This is a genomic window from Thalassobacillus sp. CUG 92003, assembly GCF_013618635.1.
Taxonomy (GTDB): domain Bacteria; phylum Bacillota; class Bacilli; order Bacillales; family Halobacillaceae; genus CUG-92003.
Genome location: NZ_JABLSJ010000002.1, coordinates 1 through 21494 on the forward strand (window position 1 = coordinate 1; position 21494 = coordinate 21494).

Annotated in this window: 19 protein-coding genes and 1 tRNA gene; 18 read left to right on the forward strand and 2 right to left on the reverse strand. The window is 43.5% G+C overall.

What is annotated here, in order from left to right; translation table 11 throughout:
* The first annotated feature begins 121 nt into the window (after positions 1-121).
* Positions 122-385, forward strand: coding sequence for a hypothetical protein (locus tag HOP45_RS02630; protein ID WP_181347361.1), 264 nt, complete (start codon positions 122-124; stop codon positions 383-385).
* A gap of 655 nt (positions 386-1040) precedes the next feature.
* Here HOP45_RS02630 and arr read toward each other — a convergent pair.
* Complete coding sequence (gene arr, locus HOP45_RS02635; protein ID WP_181347362.1) at positions 1041-1457, reverse strand: NAD(+)--rifampin ADP-ribosyltransferase; 417 nt, start codon at positions 1455-1457, stop codon at positions 1041-1043.
* Positions 1458-1679: 222 nt separating this feature from the next.
* Between arr and HOP45_RS02640 the strand changes: the two genes are divergently transcribed.
* The 16 genes from HOP45_RS02640 to HOP45_RS02715 all read left to right on the forward strand — a co-directional run bounded on the left by HOP45_RS02640 (position 1680) and on the right by HOP45_RS02715 (position 19226).
* Positions 1680-1994, forward strand: coding sequence for an ArsR/SmtB family transcription factor (locus HOP45_RS02640; RefSeq protein ID WP_181347363.1), 315 nt, complete (start codon positions 1680-1682; stop codon positions 1992-1994).
* A 93-nt stretch (positions 1995-2087) separates the two neighbouring features.
* Complete coding sequence (locus tag HOP45_RS02645) at positions 2088-2660, forward strand: NAD(P)H oxidoreductase (RefSeq protein WP_181347364.1); 573 nt, start codon at positions 2088-2090, stop codon at positions 2658-2660.
* Positions 2661-2832: 172 nt separating this feature from the next.
* Positions 2833-3336 (forward strand): DUF6199 family natural product biosynthesis protein, encoded by a 504-nt coding sequence (locus tag HOP45_RS02650; protein ID WP_181347365.1) that lies wholly within the window; start codon positions 2833-2835, stop codon positions 3334-3336.
* A 176-nt stretch (positions 3337-3512) separates the two neighbouring features.
* Complete coding sequence (locus HOP45_RS02655) at positions 3513-4802, forward strand: adenylosuccinate synthase (protein ID WP_181347366.1); 1290 nt, start codon at positions 3513-3515, stop codon at positions 4800-4802.
* 84 nt (positions 4803-4886) lie between these two features.
* Positions 4887-5435: an LOG family protein gene (locus HOP45_RS02660; RefSeq protein ID WP_181347367.1), complete on the forward strand. Its 549-nt coding sequence runs from the start codon at positions 4887-4889 to the stop codon at positions 5433-5435.
* A 462-nt stretch (positions 5436-5897) separates the two neighbouring features.
* Positions 5898-5970: transfer RNA gene (locus HOP45_RS02665), tRNA-Phe, on the forward strand.
* 471 nt (positions 5971-6441) lie between these two features.
* Positions 6442-7866, forward strand: a complete 1425-nt coding sequence (locus HOP45_RS02670) for a peptidoglycan DD-metalloendopeptidase family protein (RefSeq protein WP_181347368.1) — start codon at positions 6442-6444, stop codon at positions 7864-7866.
* A gap of 134 nt (positions 7867-8000) precedes the next feature.
* A complete protein-coding gene (yycF, locus tag HOP45_RS02675; protein WP_181347369.1) occupies positions 8001-8705 on the forward strand; it encodes a response regulator YycF in 705 nt (234 codons plus the stop codon).
* Positions 8706-8710: 5 nt separating this feature from the next.
* A complete protein-coding gene (walK, locus tag HOP45_RS02680; RefSeq protein ID WP_181347370.1) occupies positions 8711-10534 on the forward strand; it encodes a cell wall metabolism sensor histidine kinase WalK in 1824 nt (607 codons plus the stop codon).
* Entirely contained in the window at positions 10531-11859 is a 1329-nt protein-coding gene (locus HOP45_RS02685; RefSeq protein WP_181347371.1) for a YycH family regulatory protein, read from the forward strand. Before walK ends, HOP45_RS02685 begins: the two co-directional genes overlap by 4 nt.
* 14 nt (positions 11860-11873) lie before the next feature.
* Entirely contained in the window at positions 11874-12851 is a 978-nt protein-coding gene (locus HOP45_RS02690) for a two-component system regulatory protein YycI (protein ID WP_181347372.1), read from the forward strand.
* A 15-nt stretch (positions 12852-12866) separates the two neighbouring features.
* Complete coding sequence (locus tag HOP45_RS02695; protein ID WP_181347373.1) at positions 12867-13664, forward strand: MBL fold metallo-hydrolase; 798 nt, start codon at positions 12867-12869, stop codon at positions 13662-13664.
* Between the two features lie 79 nt (positions 13665-13743).
* Positions 13744-14964 (forward strand): S1C family serine protease, encoded by a 1221-nt coding sequence (locus HOP45_RS02700; RefSeq protein WP_181347374.1) that lies wholly within the window; start codon positions 13744-13746, stop codon positions 14962-14964.
* Between the two features lie 409 nt (positions 14965-15373).
* Complete coding sequence (gene ltaE, locus HOP45_RS02705; protein WP_181347375.1) at positions 15374-16402, forward strand: low-specificity L-threonine aldolase; 1029 nt, start codon at positions 15374-15376, stop codon at positions 16400-16402.
* 93 nt (positions 16403-16495) lie between these two features.
* On the forward strand, positions 16496-16975 hold the full coding sequence (gene rlmH / locus HOP45_RS02710; RefSeq protein ID WP_181347376.1) for a 23S rRNA (pseudouridine(1915)-N(3))-methyltransferase RlmH: 480 nt from the start codon (positions 16496-16498) through the stop codon (positions 16973-16975).
* A gap of 112 nt (positions 16976-17087) precedes the next feature.
* A complete protein-coding gene (locus tag HOP45_RS02715; RefSeq protein WP_181347377.1) occupies positions 17088-19226 on the forward strand; it encodes an AIPR family protein in 2139 nt (712 codons plus the stop codon).
* 101 nt (positions 19227-19327) lie between these two features.
* On the opposite strand, the gene HOP45_RS02720 is transcribed toward HOP45_RS02715, so the two are convergent.
* Positions 19328-20566 (reverse strand): DNA-methyltransferase, encoded by a 1239-nt coding sequence (locus HOP45_RS02720; protein WP_181347378.1) that lies wholly within the window; start codon positions 20564-20566, stop codon positions 19328-19330.
* A gap of 112 nt (positions 20567-20678) precedes the next feature.
* Between HOP45_RS02720 and HOP45_RS02725 the strand changes: the two genes are divergently transcribed.
* The gene (locus HOP45_RS02725) at positions 20679-21365 is read left to right on the forward strand and encodes a BglII/BstYI family type II restriction endonuclease (RefSeq protein ID WP_219914460.1); all 687 of its coding nucleotides are present in this window, start codon (positions 20679-20681) and stop codon (positions 21363-21365) included.
* Positions 21366-21494 lie beyond the last annotated feature (129 nt).

Sequence of the window (21494 nt, forward strand, 5' to 3'; positions counted from 1 at the left end):
GGATCCAACTGGAAATTCCTCTAGGAAGAGCTCTTATAAGTATTATACGAGGGGGCTTTTCTGAAATAAAGAAGAGTTTTTTTATGTTTATAATGAATTGAATATTTGTTAGGAGGCATGTATGAATAAAGTATATTTATCAATAATCGCCCTTTTATGTATGCTCGTCCTGTTCTTCATTTTTGAACCCAATAGCGAGGAAGTGAACATCGATTCTACGAATGAATTATCCTCCCCCAGTGATCAACCAAAGGACGAAAACCGAAATTCGGAAGATGAGCTAGGGAGTGAAAAATCAACGGAAGAATTGTTTCGAGAATACTTTGAAGATGTTACCCCTATAGATGATTTTTTCAAAGATAGGACCGGGGTTCAATTCATGTAGATGAAATACCTAATGAAGAGAGAAAAACAGTTGCAGCTACTCTTTTATTGAAAGCAAGGGAATCAGTGAATGTTAATGAAGAGGTAAACACTCCAACATTGCAGAACTTTGAGGAATTTTTTACCCCTACCGATCAACAAATAACAAAATTGACAAACAGTAATAACACTAAACTAGAAACAAATATTCTTCAGAAGACATTGTTAATTGATCAAGCCAGTCAGCTAATAGAAAATAAGGATTTAAAGAGTTATCTGAAATCCATATCCATGGACCTAAAGCATATAGAAATATATAAGCAGAGTACTTTGTTTGAGTTTAGTACGGGTTACTACAATTACTCTGAAAAATTAAAGTCAATTCTTAAATTAACCCAGCATTTGTAAAAGAAGCCTCTTAAATCTTTTTAAAGGGGCTGTGAAGAAATTTAGTAATCATCGAATATTGTGCAACTAATTGATGTTTATCTCGAAACTGATTCTTAAAGAAACGGGGGCTTTACTTTAACAGACTTCAAGAACAAAAATTTTGCCATTTCATACATGGATCAAATGCCAAATATAATATACATCAGTAGCCCCCTCTTTTAATTAACTGTCACGTTGGGGGATAAGATGGGGGGCTATTTTTGTCACCTTTGTATCTGCATTTATTCTTAATCGTATATGACATTTTTTCCTTCTTCACGTAGCTTTTTTAAAGATGTCAGCATATGATTGATGTCTTCATCAGAATGCCTTTCCCATTTACTTAATTCAGCTACAATTTTCAAAGGGAATTTAGAGCGATAAGAACGTGTTGGGTTTCCTGGGAATCTTTTGTGAGTTAAGTTCGGATCATTTTCAAAATCACCTAATGGTTCTACAAGGTAAATTCTTTCTTTTGAGTTAGCTGTTGCTAGTTCAGCACCCCATTTTGCAGCATCTAATGACGCTGTGAAATAGATATAGTTTGATTTTTTGTCTTGGTAATTGGATAAGTGTTGCGGCTTTAACAGATCGCCAAGTTTAAGGTCGGCTTTAGTACCATGAAAGAAAGGGCCTTTATCTAAGACATCTTTTTTGTCATTCATACTAATACACCTCTTATATTTAGATTTGTATATAACAGTATATGACAGGGACTACACAAAGAGTAGTCTACAAATAATTTATTATTTGGAGTATAATATAAGTAGAGAGAAGGATGACGACCGACAAAAACTTTGTTTCGAGTTACTCCTTTGGCTGTTATAAGGAATAACTGTCGAACTATTTATATTGACATATCGAAAAAAACCGATTAATTTAAGAGTATGAAACATATCGATATTTTTAAAGCTCTATCAAATGAAACACGCCTCGATATATTGAGATGGTTGAAAGAACCAGAACAACACTTTGACAATCCTCCAGACAAAGATCCGAAAAATATTGATGAGAAAGGCGGTGTTTGTGTAGGAGTTATTCAAAAGAAGGCTCAATTGTCACAATCAACGACATCTCAATATCTAGCTATGATGCAAAAGGCTGGTCTGTTAAAATCCGAACGCCATGGAAAATGGACCTACTACCGAAGAAATGAAAAAACGATTCAAGATGTATCCACATTCATTAAAGAAAAACTATAATCGGTTTTTTTTTAATGAATATATCGACATTTCCCGATATATAAATATATATAAGAGTTATTTCTAAAAATATAAGAAAGAAGGGAATTACTAATGAAGGTGCTGACAGTTGTTACTCATCCAAGAGAGGATTCTTTGACTTTTAAAGTTGCCGATCATTTCGTAAAAGGCCTTAGGGACGCAGGTCACGAAACGGAAGTATTAGATCTTTATCAGAGTGGTTTTAATCCGGTACTTTGGGAAGAGGATGAGCCTGAATGGTCTGCAGAACATCAAACCTATTCTGCTGAGGTCGAAATGGAAATGGAACGCATGAAAAGACACGATGCTTTGGCTTTTGTTTTTCCGCTTTGGTGGTGGAGCATGCCTGCAATGTTAAAAGGGTATATAGACCGCGTTTGGAACTGGGGCTTTGCTTATGGGCCAGGAAAGCTTGATCATGAAAAAGTATTGTGGCTCAGCCTGGCCGGCGCCCCAATTGAGCGTTTTGAGAAGAGGCAGTATGATGAGATGATGTCCCGATATTTCAACGTGGGATTAGCAAATTATTGCGGCATCCAACATTCACAATTCGAACTTTTATATGAAACGATAAGTGTACAACCCGGCTATATGGAAGCTTGGTTGACTAGAGCGTATAATTTAGGACTGCACTATGCTAACTAATAAGTTGAGCGTTTTTCTTAATTTTGTCCTATTGAATAGACAACTCCTTAAAGCGTAAATCTATTAATCGACAGAAAAGTTTAACACTGTAACTTTTATTGATAGTCTCCGTAAATAAAGATAGATGAAAATATTGTGGCAAAGGTTTGCGCCTACTAAGGAGGCTGGCTTGATGAGACTCACCATACAAGTGATTGTAATGATATTTTTATGCCTTATTACAACCATTAATGTATTGGCAGATTCTTCAGAAGAAGTTGAATTATCGAATGGAGAAATAGTGAAGGTATACTTTGAAGAGTATTCTAACGGTTACAGATATGAAGTTGAATTCGAAAACGGTCAAACATATTTTTATGAACAAACAGGAAATACTGGGAGTGGCGGAGGCTCTGAGGAATTAACAAATAAAGAGATGGATTTAGCAGAAGAGGCTATTGATAAATATGAGAAGTTGAATGGGGACGCTACTACATCTAAGAACATTTCAACGGGGGATCCATTTGGTATAGTAATGATCTTATTCGGTTTATTAGGTGCGATATTTCCGCATGCAGCCTGGTATCTAGAAATTGGTTGGAAACTACGTGATGCTGAGCCTAGTGAACTTGCATTAATTGTAAATAGGGTAGGTGGGATCTTAGCTTCGATAGTTGGATTATTTGTTTTACTATGATTAGCATAACTGTTTGAGCAAATGCGTTTAACAGCACCTTTCAGCCAGCCTTTTTAACGAACAAAAATGGTTTCTATTTCAATATCGTTCGGATTTCGGATTGACGCATGGATGGAATATTGATAGACTGACCATGAAAATAAACAAAAGACAAATTACCATGGCGGAGGTGCCTTATGTCTTCAGTAGTTGTTGTCGGAACCCAGTGGGGCGACGAAGGTAAAGGTAAAATAACGGATTTTCTTTCCCAGAACGCTGAAGTTGTAGCGCGTTATCAAGGTGGGAATAATGCGGGACACACGATTAAATTTGATAATATGACGTATAAATTGCATTTGATTCCATCGGGGATCTTTTTTGATGATAAGCTTTGTGTGCTTGGGAACGGGATGGTCATCGATCCGAAGGCCTTAATGGAAGAGCTGGAATACTTACATGATAAAGGGGTTTCCACGGATAACCTGCGCATCAGCAACCGTGCGCATGTTATTCTCCCTTATCACCTGAAGCTGGATATTTTGCAGGAAGAACAAAAAGGGCTGAACAAGATCGGCACGACGAAAAAAGGCATCGGACCGGCTTATATGGATAAAGCGGCGCGTGTCGGCATTCGTATTGCTGATTTGTTAGACAAAGAGAGCTTCCGGGAAAAAGTGGAACAGAATCTGAAGGAAAAGAACCGATTGTTTGAAAAAGTGTATGAAATCGGTCCGATGTCGGTCGAGGAGATTGTGGAGGAGTATTACGAATACGGTCAGCAGTTTAAAAAGTACGTGTGCGATACATCGGTCGTGCTCAATGAAAATCTTGATGAAGGACGCCGTATTTTGTTTGAAGGGGCGCAGGGCGTCATGCTTGATATAGATCAAGGGACGTATCCTTTCGTAACGTCCTCCAACCCGATTGCTGGCGGGGTCACGATCGGTTCGGGCGTCGGTCCTTCAAAAATCAAGCACGTGGTCGGCGTCTCTAAAGCCTATACTACACGCGTCGGCGACGGGCCGTTTCCGACAGAATTGGACGATGCCACCGGCGAACAAATCCGTGAAGTGGGCCGCGAATATGGCACGACGACAGGGAGGCCACGCCGCGTCGGCTGGTTTGACAGCGTGGTGGTAAGGCATGCCAGACGAGTCAGCGGCATCACCGATCTTTCCTTGAATTCTATCGATGTGCTGACCGGCATTGAAACGTTGAAAATCTGCACCGCTTATCGGTACCGCGGTGAACTGATGCATGAATTTCCGGCCAGCTTGAACGTGCTGGCAGAATGTGAGCCTGTCTATGAAGAAATGCCGGGATGGACGGAAGATATCACGGGCGTCAAAAGTCTGCACGAACTGCCTGAGAATGCGCGTCATTATGTGGAACGGATTTCGCAGTTGACGAAGATTCCCCTGTCCGTTTTCTCGGTAGGACCTGACCGGACGCAAACGAATATCGTCCGCAGTGTCTATAGTGAATAACGTAAAGAGGTCTGGCTGGTCAACGGCCAGGCTTTTTTGTACGATATACGATAATGGCACAGCATTTTTGAATGGAGGCAGAGCATGAAAAAAATTTGTGTATTTGCAGGTTCCAATTCTGGAACAAACCCGCTTTACCAGGAACAAGCAGCTGAGCTTGGGAAAGCATTTGCCCGAGAAGGCATTGAATTAGTATACGGCGGTGCCACGAGCGGATTGATGGGCGTGATCGCCGACACGATTCTAGAGCACGGCGGACACGTAACAGGCATCATGCCAAGTGTGCTTGCGCATCAAGAGGCGAGCCATCAAGGCCTCACAGAATTGATTGAGGTCGACACCATGCATGAACGAAAAGCCAAGATGAGCGAACTTTCGGACGGATACATCGCCCTTCCCGGCGGGTTCGGCACATTGGAAGAGTTATTTGAAGCCTTAAGCTGGGCACAGATCGGTCTGCACACCAAGCCAATCGGATTGTTCAACGTGGCCGGTTACTACACGCCTTTTATTAATATGGTGGAGCATGCCGTAGAAGCTGGGTTTGTGCAGCAAGCGAATCTATCACTCTTTCTTCCGGTGGAGGACCCTGATCAACTTCTGCGGGAAATGAATGCCTATCATCGTGAATAATAAGGGAGGGGAGGTCGCAACTCGCTATTGCGCAAACAACTGTGGTGTGATAGTATGAATCTCGTTGCAGCATGTTCAAGGAAAGAACTGAGGTGCAATTCTCGTTTGAATAGCCAGCTTCATTTTATGCAAAATTACAGTGGCGCACATGATTATTTTAATGTTCAGGAGCTGGATTTGCATGACGTACATACATTAACGTGAAACGAGACGTCCCTGAAGACACATCGAAACAAGATGATGAGCGAGCGACTCATCCCGAAATATCCTTAAACTACGGCTCGGTAGCTCAGTCGGTAGAGAAGCCGAAGAACCTCCCTGAAAGAGCATCAGCGCGAGGCTTTGCGAGGAGCGTAGGCATCACCGAATTCCCTTGCAACGAGACGAGCACAGAACATCCCTGAATTTGCTTCGAAACAAGATAATGAGCGAGGAACTTATATCGTTTAACTCTATATTAACGGCTCGGTAGCTCAGTCGGTAGAGCAACGGACTGAAAATCCGTGTGTCGGCGGTTCGATTCCGTCCCGAGCCACTAAGAAAGAGAACTGGAAACCTTCCAGTTCTCTTTTTATCGTTATCTAAGAAATAATAAAATTTGTGCCCTGTGGATACCACATATCTAATAAGCCACGTCCGGCTCCAGCGCCCAGCTCCTCGCGACATAAGCAACCCACCTTGCGGAAGGAGAGACCACCTTCCTCCTGGTGTTTTGCTTATGCGTGTCGGAGCTCCCGGGGCGCTTGCGCCTTTGCTCTTATGTAACAGAACTGTAAAGATATACGTTCGACTCAGATAAAACCTTTACATTTTACACTATTTATTACATAAGAAACTCTATTTCAACCATAATTTGGCTGGTATTTTATATCTATTTTACATTCTTCCATACCTGTTTCGTAAGTCTCATAAACTATGATAGATTGTTGAGGTGTAAGAAATATAAGCGATTACAATCGTAATAGAGGAATATATTAGGGTTCAAGGAAATAGGAGGAAAGATGTCGTGTGGAAGTCTAAGCAATCAACCAAGCCGTCCTGGGCAAGCAGCTTCTTGAAAATCGTAGCAGCTATCCTCGTCATTGGTACGAGTTTAACCGTTGGTTCCGCGTATGCGGAGGATACGGTATCCACGGTTTACCACGTGTATGTGGGCGATAAACATATCGGTTCTGTCGATGATAAAGAACAAGTTGAGACATACATCGATGACCAGATGGCTGAAGCAGAGAAAAAATATAGGGATTACGAGCTTAACATAGAAGAAAAGGTTTCCTTTGTTGAAGAAAAAATGTTTGCGCCGTCTTTTGATAATAAGCAGACCCTGAAAAATTTGGATGACACATTAGCTATAGAAGCGAACGCCGCTGAACTTATGGTGGGCGACGAGACGCTCGGCTATTTTAAAGATCGGAAGCAAGCAAAAAAAGCGTTGTTTAAGTACAAGGCGACATTTGCCGATGCTGATAAGCTGCGCGCGTATGAACAAGCTGAGAACGAAGCGCGCACACCGAAAACAGGCAGCACAATTGTGGCGGATGTCAGCTTATCTGAAGAGGTGACCATTTCCGGCACCACGGTGCATCCGGGTAAGATCATCTCCGTTAAAGATGGCGTCAATCGGCTCGATGACGATAAGGAAGTTAAAACGACGCATAAAGTGAAAAAAGACGACACGATGGATAAGGTGCTGGAGCAATATGATTTATCCCAGACAAAGCTTGAGGACTTGAATGAGTCGCTTGATGGCGAGAAGAAGCTGAAAGCGGGTCAGAGTTTGACAGTGACGACCGAGGAGCCGGTGTTAGAGGTAACGGTAAAAGAAGTAACCTCGGAAACCAAGACGGTCGAGCATGATAAGAAGGTCGTTGAATCGGATTCGCTGTATAAAGGGGAACAAGAAGTCAAGCAAGCAGGAAAAGATGGCAAGAAGGAAATCCATTCTTACGTGCGTACCGTTAATGGGAAGCAGGATGGTCAGGGCACCATGAAGAAGATGACAATTGACGAACCGGTCAAAGAGATTATCCGTAAAGGGACGAAGGAAAAGCCCTCGCGCGGATCCGGCGATTTGGGCTGGCCGGCAGAAGGTGGCTCAGTGACTAGTAAGCAAGGTGAACGCTGGGGAGCACTTCACAAAGGAATCGATATCGCCGGTGTGTCGGACCGCACCATTAAAGCAGCCGATAACGGGGTCGTCAAGTCCGTGGAAAGCGGAGGCGGTTATGGCAACAAGATTGTGATCAACCATAATAACGGCTACAAAACCGTTTATGCTCACCTTGCTTCGACGGATGTCAGCACTGGCGAGACCGTCAGCCGGGGCAGCTCAATTGGTACGATGGGGTCGACAGGCGATTCTACCGGGATCCATCTTCATTTTGAAGTGTATAAGAATGGATCGTTAGTCAACCCGATGACATTTTACTGAATACGATCTACGCCGCGCTCACCCTAGTTGCAGCGCGGCTTTTTTTTATGTACATTAGACGATATAAGACATTTAGCTGGAAATGCGTTAAAATAGGGAGTAGCTATGAAGATGCAGAAAAGGATGTGGATGTAATGGCTCAAAAGATTTTAGTAGTCGAAGATGAGAAGCCTATTTCCGATATATTGAAGTTCAATTTAGAAAAGGAAGGCTATGAAGTCGTTTGTGCATTTGATGGAGACGAAGCGGTTGAGAAATCGGACCAGGAAAATCCTGAGCTGATCCTGCTTGACATCATGTTGCCGAACAAGGACGGCAATGAAGTGTGCCGTGAAATTCGCAAAAACCATAACATGCCGATCATCATGCTGACGGCAAAAGATTCCGAAATTGATAAGGTGCTCGGGCTCGAGATGGGGGCCGATGATTACGTGACCAAGCCGTTCAGCAATCGGGAACTGATTGCAAGGGTCAAAGCGAATCTGCGCCGTCATCAGACAGAGCCGGACGATGGGGTTACGCCTGCGAAAGACATCAAAATCGGCCGTTTAGCGATCCATCCGGATGCTTACACGGTAACCCGTGACGGCGATTACATTGAACTGACCCACCGTGAGTTCGAGCTGCTTCATTACTTAGCCCGTCATATCGGACAAGTCATGACGCGTGAACATTTGCTCGAAACCGTCTGGGGTTATGATTACTATGGCGATGTGCGTACCGTTGACGTTACGGTACGACGTTTGCGTGAAAAAATCGAGGAAAACCCAAGTAACCCAACGTGGATCGTGACGCGTCGCGGCGTCGGTTATTATTTACGAAACCCTGAACAGGAGTAGTTTGTATGAAGAAAGTCGGTTTTTTTCAGTCTGTCCGACTGAAAATCATCCTCGTCTATATCATGCTTCTGTTATTGGGCATCCAGGTGATTGGCGCTTATTTTGCGGATAAACTGGAAGAAAACATGCACGAGAATTTCGAGTCGTCCATTAATACGAATCTTGATGTCATCAAATACAGCTTGAGACAAGCGTTTGAAAATGATGATCGCTCAGAAGACGAGCCTTCTTTGCAAGCGGAAGTCTCAAGCATCATCGACGATTTCAATCCGAACGATATCGTGAAACTTCAAGTCGTTGATAGCAATAGCCGCGTGCTTGCTTCCTTGGGGGACCCTTCGAGTGTCGGCAAAAAGGTGACCGCTCCTAAAGTATCCGAGGCGTTGTTATTCGGTCAGAATAATCCTGAGGAATATACCGATCCGCAGCAGAATCGGCTGTGGATCGGAGCCGAGCCGATCCGGGTCGGACCCGAAGAAGAAGTCGTCGGGGCGATTTATTATCAAGCTGATATGAAGGATATCTATTCGCAGCTCCGGCAAATCAACCGGATTTTTGCCAATGGAACCTTGATTTCGTTAACGATCACCGTGTTGCTCGGTATTTTAGTGGCCCGGACCATTACGAAACCATTGACGGAAATGCGTAAGCAGGCTCAAGTCATGGCCACCGGCGACTTTTCGCAAAAAGTCAACATCCATGGTAATGACGAGATTGGCCAGCTGGGTGAAACGTTCAATGACTTGAATGATAAGCTCAAGCTTTCCCAGGCCACGACGGAAGGGGAACGGCGCAAACTGAGCTCTGTTCTCTCGAATATGTCGGATGGTGTTATTGCGACGGATCGTCTCGGTGCGATCATTCTCATGAATGCGCCGGCATCCTATTTAGTCGGTCAATCATTCGAAGAAGTCCAGGGTCAGTTTCTTATTGATGTACTTAACCTGAATGATGAAATTGCAAACATATCCGAAGTGGAAGATGCCGGCTCGATTATTATTGATATGAGCACAGATGAGCAGCCGTTATTGCTGAAAGCCAATTTTTCTGTCGTGCAGGATGAGTATGAAGAGAAAGATGGTTTTATTACGGTGATCAGTGACGTCACCGAACAAGAACGGATCGAGCAAGAGCGCCGCGAATTTGTCTCGAATGTGTCGCACGAGCTTCGGACGCCTTTGACCACGATGCGCAGCTACCTTGAAGCGCTGACAGATGGCGCCTGGCAGGATCAGGAGATCGCGCCGCGGTTTCTTGATGTTACCCAAAATGAAACGGACCGGATGATCCGGCTCGTCAATGATTTGCTTCAGCTATCGCGCATGGACAATAAAGAAGCCAATCTGCAAAAAGAGCGCGTCGAGTATATCGACTTTTTCCATAACGTCATCGATCGGTTTGAAATGAATAAGCAAGAGGTGATTACGTTCAAGCGGAATCTTCCGGATGAAGCGTTTATCGTATGGATCGATAAAGATAAAGTCACCCAGGTGCTCGATAACGTCATTTCCAATGCGATTAAGTACTCCCCTGAAGGCGGCGAGATCGAATTCCAGGTCAAGAAGGCGAAGAACCGTCTCCAAGTCAGCATTTCCGACCAGGGGATGGGCGTTCCGGCCGATACCGTTGATAAAATTTTCGACCGCTTCTATCGTGTGGATAAAGCCCGGTCCCGCCAGGTCGGTGGCACAGGTCTCGGCTTAGCCATCGCGCGGGAGATCATTGAAGCCCACCACGGTGAAATATGGGCTGAGAGTCAAGAAGGTAAAGGCACGACCGTGTTCTTTACGCTTCCGCTCATCAGTAAGAAGCGGAGGGGTAATCGATGAATTTTGAAACATTGAAATCGGTCATCCTCGTCATTTTAATCATGTTCAGTTTGCTTCTGACCGTCGCGCTTTGGAATTATCAGCCGGAATCGGAACGGATCGAAGATGATAACTATGTAGAGGACTCCGAACTAGCAGGAGCGGAGGCTCAACTCTCTGATATCATTGAGCCGAGCCAAATCATTTTTCACGACAGCAGCAGTTATACGGCTTATGAGGAAAATAATGAGGATGCCGGTGTCTATGAACTGATGCGGGATTGGACGATCTATGATCTTCAGACGCCGCAATCACAGCAAAATACCGAGGAAGAGGACGACGATGCCCCGGCATACCCCGAGGCGAATGAAATGGTCGAACTTGCCTTTTCCACCCCTTTGCCCGCCCAGGTGATCTCTGATATTTTCAGCCTGGAAGGGGAAGGCAGCTACACCACCTCCGCCCGGTTCGATCGGTTGTTTTTCATCATAGATGATGCAAACTCAGAAATAGAAGTCCGATTCATCTCCACGAGCGGCGATCGTGTTATGAGCGGGTTTTTACGTAATGAAAGTGATATAGAAAAATTGACGGATGAATTCGATAATCAAGCAAATAAACAACCCATGTACTTATTCCAGCAGGATTGGGAACGTCGCATTTTCCTGCCGTTTGATAATGTGGAGGTTCCAATCGAAGTCGTGTCACTCAATCGTTTTCCGTTTCTTCCGTTAAAAAACGTTCTCTTTCCCGACCCGTTTGTAGTGCGTGAAAGCCAAACCTCAAGCGGTTCTCAGCGTTTGTCCGATTCATTTCGCTCGGTCAACATTTCCAAAGACGGCAAACTGATGGAATTTGTCAATCCGATCGACGGATACAGTACGATGAACACCTACGAGGTCCTGACAGACAGCATTAATTTCGTGAACGATCACAGGGGCTGGACGGACACTTACAATATTATGGACCTGTCTGGGTCCGAGAACACGATCACCTATCAAATGTACTATAATCAGCTGCCGATTTATAACGGAGCTGGACTTGCATCCATCGACATTCGCTACGCAGAGGAACAGGTGGCCGGCTACAATCGCCCGCTTGTGGAATTGGAATCGCAATTCCCTGCGGATGAGCGAGAGATGGACACACTCGCTTCCGGTGAAGATCTGGAATTCTTCATACAGCAATCGCGCCGGTTCAGTACGGATAATATTGAAGATATCAACGTCGGCTACACGCTTACGCCCCGGGAAGAAGGTTTGGACGTGGTATATGAATTGTCCCCTTCCTGGTTCGTCAAAGTGAATGGCAGCTGGCAGCAAGTCGATACAGATGAGAAAAGTTAAAGGAGGAACGGGCCATGCAATGGGGACAGATTAAAACGTTATTTATCATCAGCTTCCTGGTGCTTGACCTGTTCCTTCTGCAACAGTTTATGGACAAGCAAAGTCAGCAGGGCGGCACGCTGGAAGAGGATACCGTGGAAGACCGCTTGAATGAGCAGAATATCGGAATCTCGGAAGTACCAGAGGAATACAGCAGTCCCTCCTTTATCAGTGCCAGCCGCTCGACGTATAGCGAAGAGGACCAAGAGCAATTGGAGGAGCTGGAGAACCAGAATTATACGCTGGTCGATGAGGACTTGCTCGTCTCGGAATTCCAGGAGCCGGTGGATGTGGATACGAGTGATTCGGATACCATCATAGACGCGGTGCAGGAGAATGTCCCGTTCAGCAGCCAGTATTCGTATTGGGGGATGAACGAAGAGCAGGACACCGTTTTGTTCTTTCAAAAAGCGAACAATCAGACCGTCTATTACAATGAAGGAGGCCTGATTGTCCTGTTTGTGGAAGATGGCCAGATTACACGCTATGCGCAGACACGGCTCGGTGACGTCGAGACGTTGGACGAAGATAAGTCGTTGATTGCACCGTTGAACACTGTGGAGTTATTATTGAATGAAGGCAACATAAGTTCGGGGGATGAAATCACGAATATATCCATTGGGTATCATTCCAAAGCCAACCTTGACCCCGATGACAACAATACGCTGCAGGTGCTGGCGCCAACATGGAAGGTGACCGTCAACGACGAAGACGACTATTTCGTCAATGCAGCGGACGGGGTTATTTTAGAAATTACCGAAAGTGACTTCATTACGAGCACGCTTGATAATATGAGCAGTTTGATTAGTGGGGAAAATGATGTCATCATCAATCCCGACGAAGAAAATCCGGATGAAGACACGAGCGGTCAAAGCAATAACGACGGGGAGAACGATGCCTCAGGCGGCGAAGCGGAAAATACGTCTGAGGCCGACGATGAGTCGACTAACTAAATGGAGTGTAGATAGATGACGTTACGCTTTAGTGTACTCGCTTCAGGCAGTACGGGGAACGCTTTTTATATTGAGTCAGGAGAGGAAAAGATTCTAGTGGATGCCGGTCTCAGTGGAAAAAAGATCGAAGGATTGCTCGGCCAGATCGATGTGACGCCGCACGAGCTCACCAAAATTCTGGTGACGCATGAGCATAGTGACCACATTAAAGGACTCGGCATTATGGCAAGACGCTACAACTTACCGATTTACGCCAACGAGAAAACGTGGCACGCGATGGAACGGCACATCGGGAAGATCTCGCTGGACCAGAAATTCCCTTTCAACATGGAGGAAACCCGCACGTTCGGGAATCTGGACATTGAATCCTTCGCCGTCTCACATGACGCGGCAGACCCGATGTTCTACACCTTCCGCAGTCACGGCAAGAAGGTATCACTGGTCACCGATTTAGGCTACGTGTCAGAACGCATTAAAAAAACCGTGGAAGATGCGGATGCCTTAATCTTCGAAGCGAATCATGACGTCGATATGCTCCGGATGGGCCGCTATCCGTGGAATACGAAGCGGCGTATTCTCGGGGATTCGGGCCATGTGTCCAATGAAGATTGCGGACTTGCATTAAATGATATAATTTCTGATCGCACAAAACGGATTTATTTGGCCCATTTGAGCCAAGATAATAACATGAAGGATTTGGCTCGCATGTCAGTTGAAAACATTTTGAAGGAGCGCGGATTTGAAATCGGCTCCCGCATCCAGCTTCATCATACCGACCCAGCGCAGGCAACGCCGCTTTACGAAGTCGTCTAAAGCGCGTTTAAGGCGTGCAGCCACAAGGAAATAAATAGAGGTATGGCTTAAACAGAATCAGAAAGGAAAGGTGAAAGCTTTGGGATACTATGACGACCATTCCCCCGCTACCCAGCGGAAGCATAATCGCCGTCGGTGGGTCATGCCGACCATTGTCGGCATCATCCTGGGTGCTGTGCTCATCTTGCTTGCGCTCCCAGCATTGGTTCAGACCAACTTGATCCCCTATGATATGACCATCCCCGATGATGAAAGCGGATTGGTGGAAGATGATCAAGGATTGACCGGCACAACGGAAAACATAGAAGTGGACATCACGACGCAAGTGACAGACGTGGTTGAGAACGTCTCCCCCGCTGTCGTCGGTGTTGTCAATATCCAGGAGCGGGCCGAGTTCTGGCAGGACGAAGGCGATAACACAGCCGGTGAAGGCTCCGGTGTCATTTATAAAAAAGCCGACGGCACCGCATATGTCGTCACCAATTATCATGTCGTCCAGGGCGCCGATGAACTCGAAGTTGTGCTATCCGATGAAACGCGCGTCAGCGCCAAGATGATCGGAAATGATGAATTCACGGATCTCGCCGTATTGGAAATGTCAGCCGAAGAAGTGGGCGAACCCATCAAACTGGGAAATTCCGATGACATCAACGTCGGCGAGCCGGCGATCGCGATCGGGAACCCCCTCGGCCTCCGGTTCTCCGGATCGGTCACCAAAGGCATTATCAGCGGCAAACAACGCGCCATCCCGCAGGACTTGAACGGAGACGGGCAGCCAGAGTGGCAGGCGGAAGTGATCCAGACCGATGCCGCCATCAACCCCGGTAACAGCGGCGGCGCCCTGATCAACATGAACGGGCAGCTGATCGGCATCAACTCCATGAAAGTAGCCCGGGCCGCTGTCGAAGGCATCGGGTTTGCGATTCCGATCAACACAGCCAAGCCGATCATTGATGAACTCGAACAAACCGGCCAGGTCGATCGTCCTTACATCGGCATCGAAGCGTACTCCTTAAGCGATGTGCCGAGCTCAGAATGGGATGAAACCTTGAATCTTCCTGATGATGTCGAAGGCGGCTTGTACATTCGCAGCTTAGAGCAGATGTCACCCGCAGCGAAAGCAGGTTTAAAACCGTTAGATGTCATCGTACAGCTTGATGATCAAAAGGTGAATAACATTCTCGAGTTGCGCAAATATCTGTACAACGAAAAAAATCCAGGCGACGAACTGGAGATCACGTACTACCGTGATGGTGAACAAAACACGACGACCGTCACATTAGGCACACAAAATTTCTAAACAGGTAAATGAAATGCCGCAGTTAATCGCTGCGGCATTTTTTAATGGGGATAACACTTATGTTTATCCACAGCCTGTGCATAGACATGAGGATAAATCAGCATATTTAGTAGCGAACACCAATTCTAATACTAAATAGCTGAAATCCCATGTGTGAATGTGGATGAAATGTGTGGAAAACCTGTGTAAAGACGTGCATAACCTGTGCATAGCGGGCTGTAAACAGAGCCTGTGCATAACTTTGTGGATAATGTGGGTAACTAAATCCGTTACTTGTAAAACTTACCTGTGGATTGTTTTTTTAGTGACGTTATCCACACCCATGAGGCCTGTGTGGGCATTAATTTTTCATTTTAATTGCATTTCCCTTACAATGGGGATAACCATATAAAAGACGGAGGCGAATGACGTGATTGATCTACGAAGCGATACCGTAACCAAACCGACAGAAGCAATGAGACAAGCAGCCTACGACGCCGAAGTCGGAGATGATGTGTACGAAGAAGACCCTACGATCCACCAGCTCGAACATAAAGCTGCCGAACTGCTCGGCAAAGAAGATGCCCTGTTTGTGACAAGCGGCACCCAAGGCAACCAGATTGCCGTGCTCACCCATTGTAATCGCGGCGATGAAGCCATCATGGAGGCGAACTCCCATATCTTTATGTACGAAGCGGCTTCCGTATCAGCATTAGCCGGTGTGCAGCCCCGCACTTTGAACGGCACACGCGGCGCCATGGATCCATCCGATGTGGCCGCAGCCATCCGACCTCACGACATCCACTTCCCGGAAACCGGTTTGATTTGTCTGGAGAACACCCATAATCGCGCAGGCGGCGCACTCCTCCCAATCGAAAATATGAAAACCATCTATCAAATCGCAAGCGAGCACCATATCCCCATCCATTTAGACGGCGCCCGGCTGTTCAACGCCTCGATCTCATCCGGCTTCCCCGTGCAAAAATACGCGGAGCTGACCGACACCGTCCAGGTCTGTCTGTCCAAAGGATTAGGCGCTCCCGTCGGTTCAGTGATTGCCGGATCGGAAGCCTTCATCGCCCGCGCCCGCAAATGGCGCAAGCGCCTCGGCGGCGGGCTTCGTCAGGCTGGTGTCCTTGCTGCGCCCGGGCTGGTCGCACTAACGGATATGGTTAATCGCCTGGCTGAAGACCAGAAGCACGCGGAAATCCTGGCCCGCGAATTAGGAAAAATCGACGGTGTGGAAATCGAAAACGAAGTCGAAACCAACATCGTCCTCGTCAACGTCAAAAACCTCGGGTATACATCCGAGCAATTCCTCACCATGCTGAAGGAAAACGACATCCTGGCCGCCCCGTTCGGCCCGCACACCGTGCGATTCGTCACCCATTACGGCATCAGCCGCATGAACATCAACAGCGTCATCGAACACGTCGCAGCCGTACCTCAGACCCAATAAAGACCATCCAGCCGGCAATCGCACTGGCTGGATGTTTTTATACCCGCTCATCGTGTAAAATAGAAACAAATTCAACGAACGGAGGGACCGTTTATGAACATCACCATCCTGAGTGTCGGCAAACTGAAGGAAAAATATCTCATCCAGGGCATCGACGAATACGTCAAGCGGCTCAACCCCTACGCCAAAGTCACCATCACCGAAGTCCCCGACGAAAAAGCACCCGAAAACCTGAGCGAAGCCGACAAACTCGAAGTCAAACAAAAAGAAGGCCAACGCCTCCTCAACAAAATCAATAAAGACAGCTACGTCATCACCCTAGAAATCGAAGGCAAACAACTCACCTCCGACAAACTCGCCAAAAAATTCGACGACCTCGCCACCTACGGCAACAGCCACATCACCTTCATCATAGGCGGCTCCCTCGGCCTAAGCGAAGCCGTCCTCAGCCGCAGCGACTTCGCCCTGTCCTTCTCAAAGCTGACGTTCCCGCACCAGCTGATGCGTTTGATGCTTGTGGAGCAGGTTTATCGGTCGTTTAAGATTTTGAGGGGGGAACCGTACCATAAGTAAATGAGGTTTTTATAAAAACTTTGTTTTTTTTTTGAAAGCATAAAATGAATACTCAGAAAAAGTAATATATGGTAAAATTGTGCTACATTTAATAATCTTTTGGGGGATAATTATGGGTATAATGCAAGTCAACCAAATAAGAAATCGCTTATTTGAAGAGTACACAGGACTTATAGATTTAGAAGATGCACATGATAGAAACAAAGAAAACTTTTTTTTAACAAGGGCACTCGCTTCTTATGCCATACAGTGTCTTTGCGAAGGAGAAAAAGAGGAATTTGCAAAATCTATCACTGATGGGTCAAGAGATAACGGAATAGACGCCATTTATTTTGATAAGGATTATGAAGAGTTATTCATTGTACAATCTAAGTGGAATCATAAAGGTGATTCTGAACCAGATTTAGGGGAAATAAAAAAATTTGTAGATGGTGTAGAAGACTTAATAAGCTTAAAGTTCCATAAGTTCAATGAAAAGGTAAATGAAAGAAAAGAAGAAATCAAAGGCTATCTGTTAAATCCTAAAACAAAATTAAAAGTGGTTTTAGCATATACCGCAAACAATTTATCAGATGATTCAAAAAATTGTTTTGATGAATTATTACAAAGACAAAATGATTCAAGTGAAGGAACCTTTCTAGAAATAATGAATCAGTCACGGTTACATGCATCACTTATTGATTCATCTAGTAGTGAACCTATAAATATTCAAGAGCTGTATTTAACTGAATGGGGAAAAAGAACAGAACCGAAGCTTGCATACTATGGACAAGTAGATGCTAAGCAAATTTCTGATTGGTGGAAAATGTATGGGAATAGACTTTTCACAAAGAATATAAGGAAGCTACTCGGAGATTCTACCATCAATGAAGAAATAAGGAACACAATAGATGTGGACCCCGAAAACTTCTGGTACTACAATAACGGAATTACAATTATATGTGATGATATATCCAAACGAAGAGTTAATGGTGACAATAGAGACTTTGGAGTATTTGATTGTGAAGACGCATTTATTGTCAATGGTGCTCAGACGGTGGGGACTATAGGTAAATATTCGGTATTAGAAGATGAAATGGACACCCTGGACAATGTGAAAGTATTTGTAAGAATAATCTCACTAAAAGACACAGGTGAAGACAGTACAGGTGTTGATAAAAAGTTTGCTGAGAATGTAACAAAAAACAATAATAGACAAAATAAAATACAAAATAGAGATTTTGTATCGTTAGATGAACAACAAAAACGCATTGCGAGTGAACTAGCTGTAGAAGGTATATACTATCACGTTATGAGGTCTGATGAAGTCACAACCGATGATATCAATTTTGATTTAGAAGAGAGTACAGTTGCTTTGTCTTGTGCGAGTGATATAGATGCTGCAACATTAGCACATAGAGAAACAGGGAAAATATGGAGCGACTTGAACCACAGTCGTTATAAGAAGTTGTTTAACCCTAGTGTTACGAGTTTCTATGTATGGAATACGGTTAAAATATATAGGGAGATTTCTGCCTCTATTCACAATCTTAAAGAAGAAGTAGAAAATGAACAGGAAGCAATACTCACTTATGGTGAAGAACTAATAGCGTGTTCAATTTTTAATCACATCGGGACAAGTAAAATAGGGAAATACAACATAGATACATCTGAATTCTTTTCCTCTGTAAACTTAGACAAACTTGTTCAGTCTAAATTAGCAGCAATAATTGATATTATAGATGAATATGGGAACAATATTTCCAATATATTCAAGAACTTTGCTCATTCTAAAGATATTTTTGAGAGAGTACAACACAGTTCCTCAGACGTAGATGTTTCACCTGCCGTTGCAGATGTAAGTATAGACAGCGTTATTGAAACAAAATTTCAAGGTAAAAATAGGGTGAAAGCCAGGTTATATAATTTCGATAATAAAGTTAGTGGTGACGAACTGGCTGTTAGGGGATTTAGTTATTGGTTGGAGAATATCTATGACCCTAATTCTCATGAAATAGGAATTGTGTCAAATATACATTTCTATCTTAAAGGTGAATCTGACAGAAATCAGAGATTTTTGTTTAGGATAAAGTACGGAAAAGAATTAACTATTGAGTTTACCCATAATAGCTATGGTATCAACTATACTAGTCTTCTATTTGAAAAGGAAAATTTCCAGGAATGGTTGACTAGAAAAACAGATGATAACCTCTTATCTATTAAATCAGAAGAAGATTTGAAGTTCTTTCAGGAAATAAAGGAATTCATATAAAAAAAAGATAGAATAAAAGTTTCATCACAATGCATAAAACCCCGAACTATCATTCGAATTTCCCTCATGGGTTTCGAGATAGTTCGGGGTTTTTTAAGAAATCAGGATATAGAAAAGATATCGACCTGTGTACTACTATTTTTTTCTTCTTTATCTTTGTCATCCACTTCTTCATCAACAGGTAGCCAGTGTTCGTTTTTTTCTCTTATTTGTCTCATTTCATCAGTGAACAAGGTATTTTTTTTACTTTGTATTTTATAAATTTGTTCCCTATGGAAATCAATATCTTTAAAGCGCTCTTTAATAGAATCAATAGGGCCAATTTCACCCCCAATCCAATTTCTATTTAGGATTTCACTGACAATATAGGAGGTTCCACTACCACCGAATGGGTCAAATACGGTATCTCCTTCTTTAGAAGACATGCTTATTACCCTTTCAAGCAAGTTAACAGGTAACTGGTTACTATCTCTAGTTTTATATTTCTTGTGCCTTACAGGAGAGACATCTTTCCAAACGTCAGGCAATGAGAGTCCCTTTGGATTTAATTTATTTTTGTAGCCTCCGTAGTCTTTAATATCCGCGCCGCATTTTTTGCAAATCTCTAAGGGGATTCGCTCTTGCTTAAATGTATTGGGTTTTTCTCCTTTAACATAATATAACAACGAGTAATGTGCGGGATAAAGTCTATTCGCAATAGGTAAGCTATACTTTATATCTACAGCAATCCAGTGTCTAAAGTTGAGGTATTTACTTAGTACTTCTGCACTATAGGTATTCCAAGATGGGAGGTTCCATAAGAAGAATGCTCCTCCCTCTTTTAATAAATCAATGCAACCAAGTATCCATTCCTCAGTCCATTTTTTATATTCTTCCTTCGACAATTTATCATTCATTTTGGATTCATAATTTTTATCGAGGTTAAATGGTGGGTCTGCAAATATCAAGTCTACAGATTGTTTCGGTAAAGACTTAATAAGTTCTAAACTGTCCTCTTGATACAATTTTCCAAGTTTAGTCTCGAATTTAGGCTGGAAGGCAGAATGACTCTGTTCCTTTTCATTATTAAAGTCTTTCTGTATTATTTCACTTATTTGTTTTGAGTTATTACTAATTAAGTCAAGTATGTTGGAGTCAATAACTCCCATCTTGATTCTGAATTCGATTTCACTCAAGTCAGCTTCCTCTAGAATTTTTTCTAAATCTTCACTGTGTGGAAATATGGAATTTTCATTGTAATATCGTAATTTTGGTACTCTGATATTTGTTCTCTTTGCAAATTCTTTGAGGGTCTTATTATCAGTAATATTAAGTACAGAAAAAAGCTTTTGATTATTCATAGGTGCACCTCCAAGTGCTTTAACAATAGTAATTTTATCATTTAATCACAGTTAAGTTAAGGTAAACAAATATTCGAATTTTTTCCATCCAATATGAGGTTGGGGATTAAGTTTGACAACTTCTGCCCACTCAGGTACACTTTTTGTAATCCTGATGGAAATTAAATCCAAAGGGATTACAAAAGAGGGAGTGGGAAAAATGAAAATTAAAGATATCGAAATCTTAATGGATAAGGGAAATCACAAACAATTTAGTGAGAGTATCATTCAAGAAATAAAGGATTCAATTTTATTAATGGAAAACCCAAGTGGAACTGGAGTATTCAAGCTTTATAATGGTAAAAAGGCGAACGGTGTAAAACCAATAAAAGATTCATTCATGACTAGACTAAAGGACAATGGTTGGATTCTGGAACATAGATTAGATGTTGGCGTAACAACAAAGAGACCTGGTCCAATTGATGCCGTGTTCCCCGTTGAAAATCAATACTTTGCAGTCGAATGGGAGACGGGGAATATTAGCTCATCTCACAGGGCACTGAATAAAATTTTCACTGGTATATTGAATAGAAAATTAATTGGTGGAGTACTAATACTTCCTTCCAGGGAGATGTACAATTATTTAACAGACAGAGTTGGGAATTTTAGAGAGCTTAGTCCTTATTTTGATGTTTGGTCTAAGGCAGATTATCCGGTAGATAAGGGTTTTGTTGCTGTAATCGAGATAGAACATGGAGAGCTTACTAATGACGAGAATTTGCAAATTAAGAAAGGTACTGACGGTAGAGCTTTAATTTAGTGTGCAACGTTTGGTGGTTTACAAGGTTTTGATGCCCCTCCTTTATAATCAATTCTAGTTAATAATATATATTTGTCTTTCTAGGTAACTACTATTGGACCAAATAAATATTAAATATATATTATTTAA